Below are 18,713 nucleotides of genomic sequence, written 5' to 3'. Positions count from 1 at the left end.
TAACAAAGAGGATGGCATAAGCCGTTCTCTTTTTTTATATATTCAGATCATTTTCATAATAAGAGCTGCGGTTGAATAGTGATAAGTGAAAAGATGTTTTTGATAAGGGAGATGACATCATGTTTTATCACATCAAAGAATTGCAATATGAAGCAAAGCCCTCAAAGCCTGATCCGGTGTATGCAAAGAAATTACAAGAAGTATTAGGCGGTCAATATGGTGAAATCAGTGTAATGATGCAATATTTATTTCAAGGATTTAATTGCCGGGCAGACCAAAAATATAGGGATTTATTATTTGATGTTGGGACAGAGGAAATTGGTCATGTCGAAATGCTGGCAACAATGATCGCACGTCTACTTGATAAAGCACCGGTAAAAGAACAGGAACAGGCGTATCAAAGTGATCCAGCACTTGCGGCTGTTATGGGCGGAATGAACCCGCAGCATGCAATTGTTGCCGGTTTAGGGGCGATGGCAGCGGATAGTCAAGGGTATCCTTGGAATGCCAAGTATATCATTGCAAGCGGAAATTTAATGGCTGATTTCAGGGCCAATTTAAATGCAGAATCACAGGGCCGTCTTCAGGTCACAAGACTTTACGAAATGACAGATGACCGCGGCGTCAAAGATATGCTTTCCTTCCTTATTGCTCGTGATACATATCATCAAAATATGTGGCTTGCAGCAATTAAGGAATTAGAAGAGCGAGAAGGGGATGTCGTCGTACCAACCACCTTCCCGCGTTCACTAGAAAAACAGCAAGTATCCTATGACTTGTTTAATTTCTCAAGAGGGGAAGAAAGCAAGCAAGGCAGATGGGCACATGGCCGCAGCATGGATGGAAAAGGAGAGTTCAGATATATTTCTGCACCTGTTGTATTCGGCTCAGCACCAAAGCTCAAACCCGCACCAAAAGAACTGTTTAACACACCAAAAAAGGGTGAATAAAAAAAGTCGATCAGGTTTTTGTGCCTGATCGACTTTTTAACGTCCGAGAGTTCTTCCGTATACGCTGACACGTTTCTCTAATAATGCAAAGGCTAATTCAAAAACAATGCTCAGCAGCCAATAGATCAAAGCAGAGACGAGATAAGTTTCTAAAAACTGATAGCCGTCATTTGCAATGATCCGGGAAATACCCATGATTTCGAGTACCCCAATTGTAAATGCAAGAGATGTCGCTTTTAATAACTGAACGAGCTGATTGCCTAGGTTCGGTAAAGCCACAACAAATGCCTGCGGCAAAATAATGCGTATCATCGCCTGCCTTGTTGTCATACCTACAATTTTTGCCGCTTCAAGCTGCCCTTTGTCTACTGCCAGAAGTGCACTTCGGACCACCTCTGTTAAATGAGCGGCTGAATGCAGGCTGAAGGTAATAAGAGCCACAGCTAAAGGGGAGACCGTATCCGGGTGAAAGGTCAGTCCGAATGTGCCGCTCATACTGGTTAGAAGAAAAGGGAGCCCATAAAAGAAAGCGAACAGTTGAACAATAAGCGGCGTTCCTCTAAAAAAGGAGACGTATAGCGCAACGAGCTGCCTGAGTACAGGGATGCGAAAGAGGCGAATGAAAGCAAAAACAGATCCGATCACAAGACTCACAGCCATAGAAACTAGTGCAATTAATAAGGTGAAAGGAACACCTTTTAGAATATGTGGTACTTGGTCAATCGCAAATGGAATATCAATGGTTTGCATCAAATCGCCTCCTTAACGTGACAGGCTGGTGCGGCCTTTTACAAATTTCTTTTCAAGCAGCATGGTGACTAGTTCAATGCTCATACAAATGAGCCAGTACACAATCGCGATGATCACATACACTTCAAACATGCCGATTCCATAGTTATTTCCTAAGATGATCTTCACCTGTCCCATCATATCGATGAGCCCGATCGTAAAGGCAATCGCCGTGTCTTTCACAAGATCAATGGTGTAATTTCCGAGGTTTGGCAGGGCAATGAGAAAGGCCTGCGGGATAATGATCCTGATCAAGGCCTGTGTATCTGTCATCCCAACAATGTAGGCGGCTTCCAGCTGATCCTTCCCAACAGACGAATACGCACTGCGAAAGACTTCAGATAAATAAGCCCCCGTATGTAAAGAGAACGTCATCATCACAAATAATACGCGATCCCAATGATTGATTTGAATTCCTGCCACAAGTAAAAGCTGAGGAAGCCCAAAATAAATTAAGAATAACTGAACAATTAATGGCGTACTTCGTGTAAACGATAAATAGATAACAGCCAATTGCTTCAGCACTGGGATTTGTTTTATACGAATGCATGCAAATAAGAGCCCTATTATGATGGCGAAAAACAATGACACCGCAATAATGAGAAAAGTGAGTGGCAGGCGTTCAAGCACCTGTAAAAAAATTCGCAGCCAATCTCCAGCTGTAAACGTCATGACGCTTCCTTCCTTTCTTCATATTGATAGCCTTGCTCTGAGATGTAGTTAATATCTTGAAAGAAATCAACCCCAAACCACTTTTTCGCAAGATTAGGCAGTGTTCCATCACCAATCATCTCTTGTGTGACCCGGTCCAAATCTGCTGCAAGCTGCTTCTCACTTGGCTGTAAGACAAGATAGATCGGCTCCTTTGACACGATCCCGCCCACTTTGACCTTCAGATTCAGATGCTTTTGAATGGTATCGAAGGTCGAAATATTCATAAAGGCCGCATCGGACCGTCCGCTTTCAACGCGCTTTAAGTTGAGTTCATTTGAAGGGCTTTCAATGGTTGTCAGCGGAATATCTGGATCATGTTCTTCATTATATTGATTTAATATGGAACGCAATCCACCGCTGGGACTGACAGGAGCGAGCTTTTTTGATGTCATATCGTCAAGCGATTGAATATCCCGGTTTGATTCATTCACAATTAATCCTGTCATCGAATAGCCGTACGGAACTTTAGGGTAAAGAAACCGTTTTTCACGTTCAGGGTTACTGAAAAACCAATTAGCTGCCATTTCAAATTTCCCTGCGCCAACACCAATTAAATTGGATTCTTCCTCGCCAAAGATGTAATCAAAATGGATGTGCTGAAGTCTTTTTTCCACTTCATTTAAATAATCAATGTTATAGCCAATCGGTTCGTTCTGGTCATTTGTGGCTAAAAAGGGTGGATTGACTTCTGCACTCAGTGCGACTTTCACAATTTGTTTTCCATCATCTGTTGTTGTTTTCACACTGCTGCAGCCAATCAGAGAGAGGAGAATCAGAAGGACACCAGCTGTCATGAATGCTGTCTTATGCTTCATATGTCTTTCTCCGATCGTTGCCACATTCCGCGATGAATTCTGGATAAAAATTGTTTTGTTCGTTCATGCTGAGGCTTCATGAGGACGTCTTCTGGTGAGCCTTTTTCAACGATTTCTCCATCTGCCATAAAGATCACCGTATCCGCTACGTCCTTTGCAAACGAAATTTCATGCGTCACAATGACCATCGTCATCCCTTGGCTCGCAATATCTTTGATCATTTCAAGGATTTCTCCGACCATCTCTGGATCCAGTGCGGACGTTGGTTCATCAAACAAAAGCACCGCAGGATTCATCGCAAGAGCACGGGCAATTCCAATCCGCTGCTGCTGACCGCCGGATAATTCACTCGGAAATGCATCCTTTTTATGAAGCAGTCCAATCCTCGCTAAAAATTGCTCTCCAACCTTTTCTGCTTCTTCCTTAGACATGTTTTGGGACACAATCAATCCCTCTGTAATATTTTCAAGTGCTCGTTTATTTTGAAACAAGTGATAATGCTGAAATACCATGGAAGATTGCTGCCTTAGTTTTAAAAGATCTTTTTTATGATATCGTTCAAATTGAATCATGGCTTCTCCAACAGTCAGCTCTCCCTTGTCTGGAATGTCGAGGCTGTTTAAACTGCGGAGAAGTGTTGTTTTTCCTGATCCGCTCGGTCCAATAATTGCGACCACTTCACCTTCTTGTACAGTGAAATCAATGCCTTTTAACACATGGGTCTGCCCATAAAATTTATGTAGATTAGTAGCTGAGATCATAAAAGCATCACGTTCCTTTGACAGATGTACTTAATATTGATAAAATTTAACACATTAAATCCTATAAGTAAAGTATGTTTTATTCATTCCGATTGGAAAAATGAGATATCATAGATTGTGAGAATCAGAGGAGTTGGATACGTTTTGTCTAAAGCATTATTTGTCGATACCGATTTTCAAAAAACATGGCTTAATCAGCTGGAATCTCTTCGTGAAACGATCGAACAAAACGCAAAAAAACATGATGAAGGCGCTTATTTTCCTAAACAGAATATCGAATCATTAGTAAACATGGGGTATACAGCCCTGTCTCTTCCCGCTGAATATGGAGGCGGGGGTCAATCTGTAACGGATATGGTTCTATTTCAAGAAACGCTTGGCAGCATGGACGGAGCGACTGCCTTATCGATTGGCTGGCACCAAGGAGTTGTTGGTGAAATTTATGAAAAGAAACTATGGAATGAGAAGCAGCTGCAATTCTTTGCGGAAGAAGTGAAGAAGGGCGCCCTTGTCAACCGCGCTGTAAGTGAGGCGCAGACAGGCAGTCCAACAAGAGGCGGCAAGCCTGGGACAACAGCGATGAAATCAGGTGATCGCTGGGTGATCAACGGACGTAAAATTTTCACTACGATGTCACCAGCTCTCACATACTTTTTAGTCGGCGTATGGATTGAAGAAAAAGAGGCGATGGGCTTCTTCTTAATTCACCGTGATACAGAAGGTGTTTCTATAGAAGAAACATGGGATGTTGTTGGCATGAGAGGAACAGAAAGCCATGATTTAATCTTAGATCAAGTTGTGGTTTCAGATGACATGCTTGTTGAAGTGCAAAAAGGGCCTCGGGGCGGTACGTTAAACCCCTGGATTGCACATATTCCTTCCTGCTATTTGGGGATTGCGCAAGCGGCAAGAGATTATGCAGTTCAGTATGCCATCACACATTCACCGAACAGTATCAGCGGAACGATTAGCGAACTGCCAAATGTCCAAACACTGATTGGCGAAATTGATTTACTATTAAAGCAAGCACGCCACGTCATTTATTCAACGACAACATTGTATGAAAAGCCTGAGAAAAGAGAGCTGTTAATCAATGAATTCGGTGCTGTGAAGCATACAGTCGTAAATCATAGTCTGCAAGTGGTTGATAAAGCCATGCGTTTAGTCGGTGCAAAAAGCTTGAGCCTAGGCTGTCCGCTGCAGCGTTACTATCGAGATATTCGTGCTGGGCTCCATAACCCGCCAATGGATGATATGACCATTTCAAAAATCGCGAGGCAGGCCATAGAAGAGAAAAAAGAAAGCTAATATGATCAGAAAGCCGGATGAAACCGGCTTTTTTTTATTTGACAGAAAAGAGGACAAGCGTACCTTATGTCTCATCGCTCAGGCATGCTACAATCGATACAAATCATAGGAAAAGGAGCGGTTTTTTTGAAGAAAAAGCATATGAAATGGCTGTTTTCAGGCTTCATGTTGATGGCACTTTGTATCGGCCAGCCTTCATCAAGTGAGGGAACATCACCAGCGTGGTCAGTAGATGAATTCATGAAAGACCGGGAAGGCACATTTGTGATACAAGAAGTAAAAGAAAAATCGCCATGGGTGTATAACAAAAAAAGAGCGAACAAGCGCTTTGCCCCACAATCAACATTTAAAGTGGCAAATGCCCTCATCGGACTCCAAACAGGCGCAGTGAGAGATGAATATGACATCAAATATTGGGACGGAGTAAAAAGAGAGATTGATAACTGGAATAAAGATCATACACTGGGCTCTGGCATGAGAGATTCAGTCGTCTGGTACTATCAAGCCATGGCGCGTGACATCGGAGAAGAACGCATGAGTCATTGGGTGAAAGCTATTCATTATGGGAATGAAGACATATCAGGTGGAATCGATCAATTTTGGCTAAGCAGTACATTGAAAATTTCTCCAATAGAACAAGTCCATTTCCTCAAACAGCTATATGAAGAAAGTCTTCCATTTGACCTGTCTGTCATGAGAACCGTCAAACGAATGATGATACAAGAAGAAGAGAAACATGCCACCCTATACGGAAAAACAGGCTCCGGCTCAGGCATCGGCTGGTACGCAGGCTTCATCAAACATGAAAACAAAACCTACATCTTCGCCACAAATATCGAAGGCACCGGGCTAGAAGCAAAAGAAATCACCTATCGTATTTTGAAAAAATATCATTTGATTGAAGCATCCGTTTAGGATGCTTTTTATATGAACTTTTTTATGGTTATCTACACAACTAAGGTTTGAATAAATCAAAAAATTTGACGAGTAAGAGTATAGATAATGACCGTTGAATAAAGAGTTGTCATATAAATTAGTGAATAGACAAACATAAATGATGCCCACTTCTCGGAATTCATTCGTTTGTAACCTAAAATACTTAAACATATCCATATAAAACCTAGAAAAAAAGACACAAGCACAAGCCCTATGCTTAAAGAACGGAAAAGAAAACTGCTTAAGGTAATTGCTAAGATATAAAGATTCGTTTGCAAGTATGTTCTTTTCATTCCTTTTACAACAGGTAACATGGGAATGTTTGCTGTCTTGTATTCATTTTGCTTTCTAATAGCTATTGAATAAAAATGCGGCATCTGCCAAATAATTGTAATGAAAAACAACCCCAGAATAGCTGGGTGTGAGATGTCTGGTGAAATAGCCGTCCAACCAATGAGAGGCGGCATTGCCCCAGAAATACTTCCAATTTCCGTGTTGTAAACGGTTTTTCTTTTACTCCACATTGTATAAGGGAAAATATAAAAAAGTAAACCAATCAATCCTATAATAGCTGCTAGATAGGTTGTAAATGCTAAAAAAACCAATCCTAAAATAGACATTAAGATACTCAGCCATAGAACTTTTTTAGGATTGACTTCTCCTGTTACAGTAGGTCTGTTTTTTGTTCTATTCATCACGGAATCTATGTCTCTATCATACAAATTGTTTAAAGCTCCAGCAGCACCAATTAATAAAATTGAACCTGCAAATGCAAATAGTATCTCAATAGATTTATGAAGGATATCAATTTGATAAGTGTATAATGCCAAGGTTAAGCCAGCACACATTGGGATTAAATTTGATTTAATAATTCCTGATTTAATTGTTTGACCTATTATGTCCATTTTGGTTTTGTGAATTTTTTTCCCCATCTTTCGCATTGTTTTGCTCCTTTTCCATAGCGATTAATTGTTTATGCTGTACATCAATATACATACCGAATAGAATTTATATACTAATTGGTATATTAATTCTATGTGGTATGATTGTCAAGATAAGGAGGTAAAGGAATGATTAGACAAAGAAAAACGCAAAGTGAAAGGAAAGATGAAACACGGAAACTACTCATAAATTCTGCAGTTGAGAATTTTGCCAAGTATGGTTTTCATGGGGTCTCCATTGATAAATTGGCAGAAAATGCGGGATTTAGCAAAGGGGCCTTTTATGCGCATTTTCGTTCAAAGGCAGAGATCTTTTTGGCTCTATTGGAACAACAAATGCAATTACATGTAGAAAAAATCAATGCTTTATTAGCAGAACAGCCTTCCCTTTTGCACTTTCCTGAAAAAATGAATCAACAGTCTATTCAAAGGCGTGAAGAAAATCGGACGTGGAGCCTGCTAAATATGGAATTTCTTTTGTATTCAATGAGAAATGAGGAAGTAAGGTGTCAGTGGTCAAATATGATTCTACAATCGGTAAAACAAATCTCTCAATCCATTGAGAATTTAATAAAAAAAGAGAACCTTACATCTACTCTTTCATCCGAAGAAATGGCATGGACAATTCTTTCATTGGAAAATGGTATATCAATATTTCATTTTATTAGTCAAGACCATATACCACATGATTTGTTAGAAAAATCTTTAAAAAGAATAATTTCCTCTAAATAGAAATGAAGTTTCCTTAGTTTGAATGTGGTGGAGATAGTGATTCTAGAAAGGTGGATTTTAAGAAGTGTATTTGAAAAATTTGCAATTAATGTCAGATGATGATCGTGGGATTTTAGCTAGCCAATCCCTTTGTATGACTGAAATGTTTTTATACGAATTAGAAAAGAAAATTCAAACGAAAGATTGTGAGGCTATTGTTTTGATTTGTGGATCTTTTAAAGACTACAAATTAATTAGTACTTCAAAAGATGAACCTGACATCTTATTTTTAAAAAATACGTACGAGCTGGAAGTACCCTTCAGTTATAGTGAATTTGAATATGCAACCAATAAGAAAAAAATCTTAGCTGATACTTTGGAAAAAGCGTTGCTATATCTGTGTGAATTAAAAAAATGGGATAGTCAGCTAGTCAAAGCTACATTTAAGAAAATGAAAGAGAAGGAATATAAAGCGGAGATTAAAGGGAAAACAAAACTAAGTCCCGATAAAAAAAAGAAAGCTTATCCACTTATCGAATTAGATTTAAAGCAGTTTACTCTTTATCTTGTCATTGAAGACAATAAAAGAAAGATCTTATCTAAAAAATTAATTGCTGAAACCGATACCTACTTAGAAGAGATTTCGTATCATATGAGAGAGCTTAAATGGTTAACGGATCATGAAGTGGCACTATTCAAACGTACACATAAAACTGTTTATACAAGTATACAGTTATCGTAATAAAGCTAAATGAGAATAACATAACACTTGTGGAAATCAAGAACACAATAAGGAGGGATGTTTTTCTATGGGTTTTTGGGAAGAAGAACATAAGAAAAAGAACATCATCATCGGTGATGACGGATTAGATATTTTTGAAGAAGCGATTGAACAATTTTATGAAATGACTGAGGAACATTTGGAAAGAAAGCCAACGATTGATGAGATGCTTTTGACAATCATGACGGTCTTAAACAATGGAGGCAGTCACTATTTTGATGATTTAAACGACAAAGAAGTAACGAACATTAAAATAACAACTAAAAAAGCAAAAAAATTAAGTGACATTGAACCAGGAGCTATTATTGAACTCCCATTAGAAGAAGATGGAAAATTGAGCTATGCTCTGATCATTTCGGGTGAGGGGAAAAATCAATATGATGATATTTTAATCCAATACTATGATTTGTTTGTTGATGAAAGAATAGAAAAAAATGAGTTAAAACAATTGATGAAAAAAGAGAATGGACTATTTGTTGCAAATACAGGTCTGACAGGTTTTTTAAATGGTTCATGGAAAGTCATCACAAAAATAAATCAAGATTTTATAAAAGAAGAGGATCTTCAAAATCTAAAATTCGTGGAATACCGAGATGGAAATTATTACGTAAGCAAGGGGAAAGAAGGTCACAATGCACCTGTTATGGACTTAGAGGTTGCTGACCCAAAAACGGCTAAAATGATATTTAACCCGATTGGTATGCTTGGCGAATACACTATTATTAGCATTCTTTCATTATATTTTAAAGGTATGTCAATGGAGGATATTATTAAATATGAAATATAGGCAATTTACAGAGTAAAATGAGTTTTGAAAAAGGAATGGTGTAATAAATGGCTGAACCAAAAATGCTAGACTGTTTAAATAAAATACGAAATGTCTTAAAGGGGACGATCACAAGAGAACAAGTATCTGATGGGCTGAAATTTACGTTTCTGCAGACGATCCAAAAATAGACGATGATCAAGTTTGGGATATGTTGATTCTTTTAAGTGGAATTGATTTGAAAGATTCACCTAATTCTTACTTACATCCTGTAGATGATTTGAATGACTGGTTAGAAGAATACAAATAGTTCCTATATATGAGCTTGCTAAATTCTTATGGTTAAGCCCATTTATAAATAAAGGAGTGACGCAATGTCCATGCATCCAAAAGAATTAGAAACCACCGTCCAGTTATCTGCGAAAAAGCGTTATGACTATTTCATCAAAAAGATTGTTGATTTTGATGAGGTTTGGTCATTAAGCAACGAGAGGGGATGGGTGATGTCAGAGGATGAACGTGGTGTACCGCAGCTTCATTTTTGGGCGACAAAGGATCATGCTGGTTATTGCGCAATCGATCAATGGGAAAAAACAGTGCCAGAAATGATTGATTTAGACGATTTTATAGAAGAGTGGCTGCCGGGAATGATAGCAGATGGAATCAATCCGTCCATTTTCTATAATCGAAAAGATTCGGTTTCAATTCATATTCAAACATTAAAGAAAGATATAGAGGAAGAATTAAAAAACTATTAGTTTGACACGAGTGGAGGCATTTGTTTGAAAGAGCTCAAAGACTTATTTATTCGTTCAGGAAAAGAATTCGAATTCTATCAGAATTTAGTAGACCATGTGTTTGACACAAATAAAGAGCTACCACAACAAGTCTTCCGTAAGACATTTGATTGTTTTTTGTTTCAAGAGTTTGATTGGGCATTGAGTGATGATATTTTACCAACCATTAAAGAGTTATCATTTGTTACACAAGATAGAGAATTTTTAACTGCAGTCCTTCAACCAGATCCATTCGAATATTATTTGAAGGAATTTGGGTATTATAATTGGCTGAAAACGAGTGTAAACATTTCAAGTGAGGATTATGTAAACGCACTATGGACGCACCCAAAAGAGTCTATAGCGGATGATATCATAACGAATTCGTACATAGTGGTCTGGTTATCGCATTCTTTGCAGTGGGCGATTTGGGCAGATAGAGATATGGAAATTTGTGTAATAGGGTTGACATCAACAAAAGATTCTGTGAAAAATAGGTTATTAAAAGAAGGGTGGAAACCAATGGATCACCCTGTTTTAGCAAATTGGCTTGAAGGCTTATTGAAGGACCAAAAAACATTCAATGATTATTACACTCAAATGCTTTCTCATTATGCGTCATGTTACAAGCGGTGAAATGGAGTATCAATGACTGATGATAAATTTACCCGAAGATAAGAAAGGAGCATAAAGTGAAACATTTGTTTATATCCGATCCAAAAGAACTTGAACATGTTCTATCGTTTGTTCATTCGCTCGTTCACAGTATGAAGACATTCTCTAATCAAGTGTTGAAAACGAAAACCCCTCATTATTTATTCGAAGAATTCCATTGGTTGTTATCAGATGATAGCTGGGAGATGTTAAAAGGTTTAGCTTTGAATCATCATGATGACTATATACTCATGGCTGTATTAGATGAGCAGCAGAGCATGGATGATTATTATTTTAATTTTGGTTATTATCCTTGGGTGAAAATCCCGTTAAATATCACACCAAGTGATTATCTTGATATCTTAACGGATTACCCGATACATAGTGTAAACGATAGCATGATGAATATTGCTTCACGTGTGATATGGGTTTCCCCTTCTGCGAAATGGATCATTTATGGCGAAAGAGGTTATGAAATAGGAGTACTAGCGGTTCATCAACTAGAACAAATGAATAAACAATTGTTAAAAACGTGGAGAACTTTAGATGAGATTGTATTAGATTGGATTTCAGTTGTATTTCTGAATCAAAAACTTCCTGATGATTTTAGAAAAGCACTGATGCGGAATTATAGTTGAATGAAATAACTTTATAAGGAGGAAGACATGAAACAGATAGACCATGTATTAAACATATTAGATAAGTCTTTTCTAAATAAAGAGTTTCTACTATTAGATAACGAGAACTTTGATTTTGCCAAAGGGAAGCTTTCTCTATTTACTAGAGAGGAAAATTGGCTGATCACGATTCAATTATTCGGTTTATCGAAATTAGGACCGGCTATTGATTTTTTTGCAATTAGTAATGAATTGAAAAATGGATCAATCCATTTTTTGATGGATGAGCTTTTTGTTTTCGTGGATCGGAATCATGAAATAATAGAGGATGATGAGATAGAACCTGGATTTACAAAGCAACCTTCACAAATACAATTAAATGGAGACTATTTTAATATTCAAAATTCCAGAGTCATGCCAAGCCGATGTAAAAGAAGAAAATGAATGGATCACTTTTTTAAGAGTAATGGCCAAACACCGAGAGGTCCTTGATAGATTATGGATGACAGATCAAGAACAATTTGACATCGTTCAGCATGTATATGATAAACCGCTTTATACAACTGAATCATGGTTTCATCCAGAAACGGATATTCAACTGCCTAGTCAATCTCCTTTTTTTCAATCGGTCGCTAAGAGTTTGATCTATCAAGATTCAACATGCATTATAGATGTAAACACGAACACTGACTGGAGATTATGGCCAGATTTTGATACTGTAGAATATTTTTAGTTTCGTCTGATGTTTTATATTGATGAGGTGGAGCAAGTAATGAGAATCGTTTTAGCAAAAGAGAAAAATTTATTCGAAGTAAATGAATTAATAAAAAAAATCAATTTAAACGTAGAAGAGTATCATTGGGTCATAAGTGATGTGACACTCTCAATGCTTCATGATCGGAATAATCAATCTCATTCAGAAGTCATGCCGGATTATACGGATTTTTTATTTCTGAAGGGAGAACATTTCAAAAAATTTTTACATGACTATTCTTATTCTTTTATTTTCACTGTTTTGACCGCATTGCCTCGTCATGTACATCATTTGAATATCAGTTCAATACCTCAAATTGAAGATAATGAACGATATTGGAACGTGAATTATCAACCAGCTATCCCTCAAGCTGTGTTTGAAATCGGTTTTTTTGATTCGACAGATATTATTTTTACAGGAGATCAGAAAATCTTAAGCGAATTTCGAAAAAAAGCGGACTTTATTTCATTTGAAGAATATTTGCAAACTCCGTGACATGATAAGAATGAAAAAATCTGAATGTGAATGAGATGTTTAGTAGTGTAGAAAAATGGATCGATTATCTAGATGGTGGTTGTAATGTACTTGGAGTCACTTTTGATTTGTTTCATAAAGAATTAATACTGAGCGTAAAAGTATCAGAATTAAATAAATCAATGGGATGTTACTCGCAATAGAATCGAAAAACGTATGTTTCGATTCACAAGAATTTATTTGCAGTGTATAGGAAGATCTCATTAGCGTCTAAATAAGAATTAAAAACTATGAGAGATTGGGGGGAAACCATGAAAATCAGCCGTGATAAACAAGGTTTATTCGATGATTTAAAACAACGTTATCAATATTTGTTAGATTCAGCTTATCCAGATGAAATCGTCTCTTTTGAAGCAGAAACTGGTATATTTTCAGATGATCTTTATATGTTTTTTTCACTTGTTGCAGGCAGCTTAAGTTATGTGATCGATCACAAACGAATTCCAAAAAAACAGTTAAACGTGCTGCGTCAGTCATTTGAAGAGCAACACCCTCAAATCAAATCATTTCAACACGTCCTTGAATTGTATCCTTTATTACATTCCTATATCCAGTACCATGAAGAAACAAGAAAACGAATCATTGCATTTATAAAATAACCTCTTGGAGGATAAGCTATGACATTGGTTTTTAGATGAAAAATCCAGAAACAAATCCCTGATTTCGATGTCAACCCTCTAGAGCAAATCAATGAATTTCACCACTTTAAGGAGTATAATAAATATTACGACTTGACCAATTGTTTTGCTCTTGCACATCACATACGAATCTAGTATCAAATGAATCGTGCTAGTTTCTCTACATATCTGCTAAACATGCTTCCCCATCCCAACACAGAAAGGTGCAATGACATTGAATCGAATCATGAAATGGCTCTTATTTGCGGCGGTCATCGCTGGTTTATTGGTATGCGCATTCTTTGTGTTCCGTTTCAACCAGCCTAAGCCGACAACCAATATCCATTATGCAGACACACAAAATAAACAGCAAACACTCGATATGTATATGCCAAAGGGCAAAGATGAAGACAAAAAGAAGAAGCATCCTGTGATGATCTATCTCCATGGCGGAGGCTGGACAGGCGGCGATAAGAATAGAGTCGCTTCAAAGGCTGATTATTTTACAGGTCAAGGGTATGTGTTTGTTTCGATGAATTACAGGCTTCACCCTGATGCTAATTACGAGCAGATGGCAGATGATACGGCAAACGCCATTAAATGGGTGAAGGATCATGCGGATGAATATCAAATTGATTCATCAAAAATCAATGTCATGGGTCACTCAGCGGGCGGTCATTTGACGGCGCTGGTTGCCACAGATTCGACCTACTTAAAACGTGTGGGGCTGTCGCCAAAAACGATTAATTCCATCGTGATTTTAGACGGGCCTTTAAACCTCAATCAATTTATACAAGCCATTCCATCTTATAAAAAAGTGTTTGGCAAAGAGGAGAAGAACTGGACAAAGGCATCACCTGTCACTTATATGAATCAAGCGAATGTACCGCCTGTCTATTTGGTGACGGGCTGGGAAAATCCTGAGGTGTACCGATTTGCTGAAAAACTGAATCATGACAAAGGCTCTCGGTTTGTTTTTCGGGTGCATACGCTGAGCCATAGTGACCTGAACAAATGGTTTGGATCAGACAGGGCGCCAAAAGAAGCACAAAAAATGACAGAGGCTGTGATGGCTTTTGTTAAAAAACAAAATCAATAACGAAGACCGTATGCTCGGGCAATTCTTTTTGCCGCAGTATAATGATAAAGTGGTTTGAAATTAAAGGAGTGTATGTTGTTGTCATCACGAATGGAAAATAAAGTGTTCAATTGCGAAAAAGAGCTGACGCTGAATATTATCGGCGGTAAGTGGAAAATGCTGATTTTATGGCATCTGGGCAGAGAAGGAACAAAACGTTTTGGTGAGTTAAAGTCGTTAATGCCTGGGATTACGCAAAGAATGCTTGTCAATCAGCTAAGAGAATTAGAGGAAGATCACATTGTGCACCGGGAGGTTTATCCTGTCGTTCCGCCAAAGGTTGAGTATTCTCTCACAGAACTAGGAGAAAGCTTAATGCCGATTTTAGAGGCGATGTATGATTGGGGAAAACAGTATCTCGACAGCAATTTCTTAAAAGATGATAAATAGAAAGATGACCGCTTGTAGACAAAGGGCTAAAATAACTTTATTTTAGCCCTTTGTCTTTACGCTGAGATACTGGCCAAAAGACAGTATCTTTTTTGTAACCATATGCGGAAAAGTATAGTATGTAAAAAAAAAGTGCGTACTTACATTGAGTCATTCCTGTTGTTATACTCATTTCATCGTTCAAGATGCATCATCCGCGGAGCTCTTGAAGGTGAGATGAAAAACGGGAGTGAAAGTTGATGAAATTACAATTAGCATTAGATTTAGTGAATATACCAGAGGCGATTGAGCTGATCAAAGAAGTAGAAGCATCCATTGATGTGATCGAAATTGGGACACCTGTTGTGATTAACGAAGGACTTCGTGCTGTAAAAGAAGTCAAGCAGGCTTTTCCAAATTTACGTGTACTCGCTGATCTGAAAATTATGGATGCTGCCGGCTATGAAGTGCAGCAGGCCTCCGAAGCTGGAGCAGATATCGTCACCATTCTTGCAGCGGCAGAAGATATGTCTATTCAAGGAGCGGTGAAAGAAGCGAAAGCAAGAGGAAAACAAATTCTAGTTGATATGATTGGCATCAAAGATATTGAAGCCCGTGCAAAAGAGCTGGATGCGCTTGGAGTCGATTATATTTGTGTGCATACAGGCTATGATCTGCAAGCGGTTGGTCAAAACTCATTTGCTGATCTTATGACGATTAAACAAGTTGTCAAACAGGCGAAAACAGCGATTGCAGGAGGAATTAAGCTTGATACGTTACCTGAAGTCGTGAAATTAAACCCTGATTTAATCATTGTCGGCGGCGGTATCGCAAGCCAGGACAATAAAGCAGAAGTAGCGGCACAAATGAAGCAGCTGATCGCACAATCATGAAGACCAGTGACTATGTAAAAGCCATTTTAAATGAGCTTTCTGAGCATTTGTCAGCCATTCAAGATGAACAAGCAGAGCAACTGGTTACAAGTATTTTATCCGCACAAAAAGTCTTTGTGGCAGGTGCAGGCAGGTCTGGCTTGATGGGAAAATCGTTTGCGATGAGACTTACGCATATTGGCGTCAAGGCTTATGTGATTGGTGAAACGAATACGCCTTCCTTTACAGAAGAGGATCTTTTGATTGTGGGGAGCGGCTCTGGTCGAACAGAGACTTTGCTTGTGCTTACAAAAAAGGCAAAAGCAATTGGCGGAAAAGTGGCAGCGTTCACGCTTTCAACTGAGTCACCTATAGCTGATCTATCGGATGAAGTCATCTTATTGTCAGGTGCAACGAAGGATCAACAGGATGGAAACCATCATACCATTCAGCCAATGGGCTCACTATTTGAGCAGTCGCTTCTTCTGACATACGATGCGGTCATTTTAAGGTTAATGGAAATAAAAGAGCTCGACACACATACAATGTACGGTCACCATGCAAATTTAGAGTAGATATTTTCAAAGCCTTTCCTTTCTTAGAAGGAGAGGCTTTTTCATTTATCAAGTTCAGAATCTTGACATCATCTATTGGATGTAACTATAATTGTTACATCGTTAAAGAAAAAGTGCAAGCACGGAAGGAAGATGAAGATGAAAGTACAAATTTGGTCAGATATCGCCTGTCCTTTTTGTTATATAGGAAAAAAACAGCTGGAAACAGCGCTAGAACAATTCCCAGAGAAGGATCAGGTAGAGATAGAGTTTAAAAGCTTTGAGCTTGATCCCCACGCACCTGTTGATGTCGATCATGACGTTCATGATATGCTCGTCAAAAAATATGGCATGAGCCGCAGCCAGGCCGTGGCGATGAATGAGCAGGTGAAGCAGGCCGGCAAAGAGAAAGGGATTGATTTTCAATTTGATCCGCTCGTGTTGACCAACACCTTTGATGCCCATCGATTGGCGCAATATGCTGGTCAAATGGGGAAAGGCGATTTCGTTATGGGAGAGCTGTTTCAAGCATATTTTACAGATGGAAAGCATGTTGGTGATCGTCAAACCCTTTTACAAATTGCAGAAAAAGCAGGTCTTGATGAGAAGGAAGTACAGCAAGTTTTGGGCAGCGAAGCATTTGCCGATCATGTCCGAAAAGATGAACAAGAAGCGAGACAGCTTGGGATCAATGCTGTTCCGTTTTTCTTGATCAATGACAAGTATTCAGTTGCAGGTGCACAGCCAGCCGAAACGTTCCTAGGTGCACTTAAAACAGCTTGGAAAGAGGAAGCAGCTCAAGCAGAGAAAACTGCTGAGAGTGCGTTTGAAGCGGCATGTGCAGATGGCGTATGTGCGGTGCCTTCTCCTAAAGAAGAGGCGTAATAGATATCTTCCCTATCTTTTTATAAGATGGGGATTTTTTATTGTTTAAGGATGAGGGGAAACCCATGTCTTTCATTTCAGCGATCCGACCTATTCACGCCTTATGCTGGAATCTAAAATAAAATGAGCCGCTTGGAGTAGGGGCTCATTTTATTCGTTTAATCGTTTCACCTGGAACCAATTCAGGCTCGTAAAACGTTTGATCAGGGAGATTCTTTTTTCCTTGTACTTTTTTAATCATCCAGTCTGCTGCATCACGGCCCATTTGCTCCTGAGGATGGGTGAGTGTTGTCAGCTTCACATGGGCATTTTTCTGGGCGATATACGAATTATCCTGTCCAATAATCGAGAGATCATCTGGAATGGACAGCCCGATTTCGCTGCATACATTGGCTACTTCTAAACCCACCTCATCGTTATAGCAAACAAGGGCGGTCAGCTCATGCTGGTGCGCCATCAGGAATGTGGAAATTTGCTCCCCCAATTGCTGCTTCGATTCTGTATCGAAAAAGAGCACATGCTCAGGCAGGAAATTAAGCTTAGCTTCACCTAGCGCTTGAATATAGCCCTTCATCCGATATTTTCCTTGTAAATCATCTGTTTTTGAAATGAGTCCAATTTGCTGATGGCCCGAGGTGATCAGCTCTTTTGTGGCTAAATAGCTGGATTTTACATCATCCAAACAGAGAAAAGGAACCTCTAACTGCTCATAATAAGCATTGATCATAATGAGCGGTACATCCTGTTCTTTAAAGGATAAGTAGTACGAAATGTTTGGATTATATAAATTGCTTTTCGTCGGCTCGACAATAAGTCCGTCCACCCCAAAGGACAGCATCATTTCCAGCGCTTTTTTCTCCTGCTCAACATCGTTATTTGTGCTTGCCAGTAACAAGGAATAGTTCTCTTCATTTAATCGGCTTTCAATGCCTCGAATGATAGAAGGGAAAATGTAATCGGATATGTATGTTGTAATGACCCCAATCGTTTTCATATGTGCATGTCCCGCAGGTTTTGTTTGATATTGATTGGTCACAAATGTGCCTGAACCTTTTTCGCTGCGCAAAAATCCTTCGCTGGACAATTCCAAAATGGCTTTTCGAACTGTATGTCTGCTTACTTGATACATGTCTTGCAGGCTTGATTCGGTTGGAATACGCTCCCCGATCCGATAATCCCCTGTGAGTATTTTGCTTTTTATATCATCAATAATGATCTGGTACTTCTTTTTCATCGTTTCACTTCTTTCTCAGTTGATCATCTACTCGGATTGAGAAGAAATTGTATGGACATATTTTAACATGGTTGTCGGATCAAAAACAGGCGCTTCCCTTTTCTGTTATGACCTCTTTAGAAAAAATGAAGGTTTTTGTCGCATTGTGTATGTACAACTATATTTATTATTGACATATGTACGTACAAATATTATATTGTGATTGTACCAGAGAATCAATGAATCTTGAAAAAGAAA

General features: G+C 38.6%; 24 protein-coding genes and 1 pseudogene. 19 read left to right on the top strand and 6 right to left on the bottom strand.

What is annotated here, in order from left to right; genetic code table 11:
* The first annotated feature begins 119 nt into the window (after positions 1-119).
* Complete coding sequence (locus M1D81_RS12490) at positions 120-950, top strand: manganese catalase family protein (protein WP_185853712.1); 831 nt, start codon at positions 120-122, stop codon at positions 948-950.
* Between the two features lie 36 nt (positions 951-986).
* On the opposite strand, the gene M1D81_RS12485 is transcribed toward M1D81_RS12490, so the two are convergent.
* The 4 genes from M1D81_RS12485 to M1D81_RS12470 are packed head-to-tail and all read right to left on the bottom strand — an operon-like array spanning position 987 to position 4,029.
* Positions 987-1,700, bottom strand: a complete 714-nt coding sequence (locus M1D81_RS12485; RefSeq protein ID WP_456266739.1) for an amino acid ABC transporter permease — start codon at positions 1,698-1,700, stop codon at positions 987-989.
* Positions 1,701-1,712: 12 nt separating this feature from the next.
* Positions 1,713-2,411 carry an amino acid ABC transporter permease gene (locus M1D81_RS12480; protein WP_264315980.1) on the bottom strand — a complete coding sequence of 233 codons (699 nt, stop codon included), beginning with the start codon at positions 2,409-2,411 and terminating at the stop codon, positions 1,713-1,715.
* Positions 2,408-3,268 carry an amino acid ABC transporter substrate-binding protein gene (locus M1D81_RS12475; protein ID WP_456266740.1) on the bottom strand — a complete coding sequence of 287 codons (861 nt, stop codon included), beginning with the start codon at positions 3,266-3,268 and terminating at the stop codon, positions 2,408-2,410. Before M1D81_RS12475 ends, M1D81_RS12480 begins: the two co-directional genes overlap by 4 nt.
* Positions 3,265-4,029: an amino acid ABC transporter ATP-binding protein gene (locus tag M1D81_RS12470; RefSeq protein WP_456266741.1), complete on the bottom strand. Its 765-nt coding sequence runs from the start codon at positions 4,027-4,029 to the stop codon at positions 3,265-3,267. The genes M1D81_RS12475 and M1D81_RS12470 overlap by 4 nt, the downstream gene beginning before the upstream one ends.
* Before the next feature lie 144 nt (positions 4,030-4,173).
* Between M1D81_RS12470 and M1D81_RS12465 the strand changes: the two genes are divergently transcribed.
* The gene (locus M1D81_RS12465; RefSeq protein ID WP_041106983.1) at positions 4,174-5,337 is read left to right on the top strand and encodes an acyl-CoA dehydrogenase family protein; all 1,164 of its coding nucleotides are present in this window, start codon (positions 4,174-4,176) and stop codon (positions 5,335-5,337) included.
* Positions 5,338-5,463: 126 nt separating this feature from the next.
* The gene (gene blaBPU / locus M1D81_RS12460) at positions 5,464-6,252 is read left to right on the top strand and encodes a BPU family class D beta-lactamase (protein ID WP_456270879.1); all 789 of its coding nucleotides are present in this window, start codon (positions 5,464-5,466) and stop codon (positions 6,250-6,252) included.
* Positions 6,253-6,308: 56 nt separating this feature from the next.
* Here blaBPU and cyoE read toward each other — a convergent pair whose 3' ends face one another.
* Positions 6,309-7,205, bottom strand: coding sequence for a heme o synthase (gene cyoE / locus M1D81_RS12455; protein ID WP_456267121.1), 897 nt, complete (start codon positions 7,203-7,205; stop codon positions 6,309-6,311).
* A gap of 138 nt (positions 7,206-7,343) precedes the next feature.
* Here cyoE and M1D81_RS12450 point away from each other — a divergent pair, with 138 nt between their 5' ends.
* The 16 genes and pseudogenes from M1D81_RS12450 to M1D81_RS12375 all read left to right on the top strand — a co-directional run bounded on the left by M1D81_RS12450 (position 7,344) and on the right by M1D81_RS12375 (position 17,242).
* The gene (locus tag M1D81_RS12450) at positions 7,344-7,946 is read left to right on the top strand and encodes a TetR/AcrR family transcriptional regulator (protein ID WP_456266742.1); all 603 of its coding nucleotides are present in this window, start codon (positions 7,344-7,346) and stop codon (positions 7,944-7,946) included.
* A 64-nt stretch (positions 7,947-8,010) separates the two neighbouring features.
* Positions 8,011-8,667, top strand: a complete 657-nt coding sequence (locus tag M1D81_RS12445; RefSeq protein ID WP_456266743.1) for a hypothetical protein — start codon at positions 8,011-8,013, stop codon at positions 8,665-8,667.
* Between the two features lie 67 nt (positions 8,668-8,734).
* On the top strand, positions 8,735-9,493 hold the full coding sequence (locus M1D81_RS12440) for a hypothetical protein (RefSeq protein ID WP_456266744.1): 759 nt from the start codon (positions 8,735-8,737) through the stop codon (positions 9,491-9,493).
* Positions 9,494-9,540: 47 nt separating this feature from the next.
* Positions 9,541-9,782: pseudogene (locus M1D81_RS12435) on the top strand (DNA-binding protein).
* Between the two features lie 64 nt (positions 9,783-9,846).
* On the top strand, positions 9,847-10,230 hold the full coding sequence (locus tag M1D81_RS12430) for a DUF2750 domain-containing protein (protein ID WP_456266745.1): 384 nt from the start codon (positions 9,847-9,849) through the stop codon (positions 10,228-10,230).
* Positions 10,231-10,254: 24 nt separating this feature from the next.
* On the top strand, positions 10,255-10,884 hold the full coding sequence (locus M1D81_RS12425; RefSeq protein WP_456266746.1) for a hypothetical protein: 630 nt from the start codon (positions 10,255-10,257) through the stop codon (positions 10,882-10,884).
* 56 nt (positions 10,885-10,940) lie between these two features.
* Positions 10,941-11,540 (top strand): hypothetical protein, encoded by a 600-nt coding sequence (locus M1D81_RS12420; RefSeq protein ID WP_456266747.1) that lies wholly within the window; start codon positions 10,941-10,943, stop codon positions 11,538-11,540.
* Between the two features lie 27 nt (positions 11,541-11,567).
* Positions 11,568-11,963, top strand: a complete 396-nt coding sequence (locus tag M1D81_RS12415; RefSeq protein ID WP_456266748.1) for a DUF7003 family protein — start codon at positions 11,568-11,570, stop codon at positions 11,961-11,963.
* A gap of 22 nt (positions 11,964-11,985) precedes the next feature.
* Positions 11,986-12,252, top strand: a complete 267-nt coding sequence (locus tag M1D81_RS12410) for a DUF7003 family protein (RefSeq protein ID WP_456266749.1) — start codon at positions 11,986-11,988, stop codon at positions 12,250-12,252.
* A gap of 39 nt (positions 12,253-12,291) precedes the next feature.
* Positions 12,292-12,768: a hypothetical protein gene (locus M1D81_RS12405; RefSeq protein WP_456266750.1), complete on the top strand. Its 477-nt coding sequence runs from the start codon at positions 12,292-12,294 to the stop codon at positions 12,766-12,768.
* A 290-nt stretch (positions 12,769-13,058) separates the two neighbouring features.
* On the top strand, positions 13,059-13,406 hold the full coding sequence (locus tag M1D81_RS12400) for a YxiJ family protein (RefSeq protein WP_456266751.1): 348 nt from the start codon (positions 13,059-13,061) through the stop codon (positions 13,404-13,406).
* A 247-nt stretch (positions 13,407-13,653) separates the two neighbouring features.
* Positions 13,654-14,523 (top strand): alpha/beta hydrolase, encoded by an 870-nt coding sequence (locus M1D81_RS12395; RefSeq protein WP_456266752.1) that lies wholly within the window; start codon positions 13,654-13,656, stop codon positions 14,521-14,523.
* A 72-nt stretch (positions 14,524-14,595) separates the two neighbouring features.
* Complete coding sequence (locus M1D81_RS12390) at positions 14,596-14,952, top strand: winged helix-turn-helix transcriptional regulator (protein WP_029708013.1); 357 nt, start codon at positions 14,596-14,598, stop codon at positions 14,950-14,952.
* Between the two features lie 239 nt (positions 14,953-15,191).
* Complete coding sequence (gene hxlA / locus M1D81_RS12385; RefSeq protein ID WP_456266753.1) at positions 15,192-15,824, top strand: 3-hexulose-6-phosphate synthase; 633 nt, start codon at positions 15,192-15,194, stop codon at positions 15,822-15,824.
* A complete protein-coding gene (gene hxlB, locus M1D81_RS12380; protein ID WP_456266754.1) occupies positions 15,821-16,378 on the top strand; it encodes a 6-phospho-3-hexuloisomerase in 558 nt (185 codons plus the stop codon). The genes hxlA and hxlB overlap by 4 nt, the downstream gene beginning before the upstream one ends.
* 138 nt (positions 16,379-16,516) lie before the next feature.
* A complete protein-coding gene (locus M1D81_RS12375) occupies positions 16,517-17,242 on the top strand; it encodes a DsbA family oxidoreductase (protein WP_456266755.1) in 726 nt (241 codons plus the stop codon).
* A 145-nt stretch (positions 17,243-17,387) separates the two neighbouring features.
* On the opposite strand, the gene M1D81_RS12370 is transcribed toward M1D81_RS12375, so the two are convergent.
* Positions 17,388-18,476 carry a substrate-binding domain-containing protein gene (locus M1D81_RS12370; protein ID WP_456266756.1) on the bottom strand — a complete coding sequence of 363 codons (1,089 nt, stop codon included), beginning with the start codon at positions 18,474-18,476 and terminating at the stop codon, positions 17,388-17,390.
* Positions 18,477-18,713: the final 237 nt, after the last annotated feature.

This window comes from Bacillus sp. JZ105 (assembly GCF_053903125.1).
The sequence above is the reverse complement of the archived record's forward strand: the minus strand, read 5'-3'. Positions and strand labels throughout refer to the sequence as shown.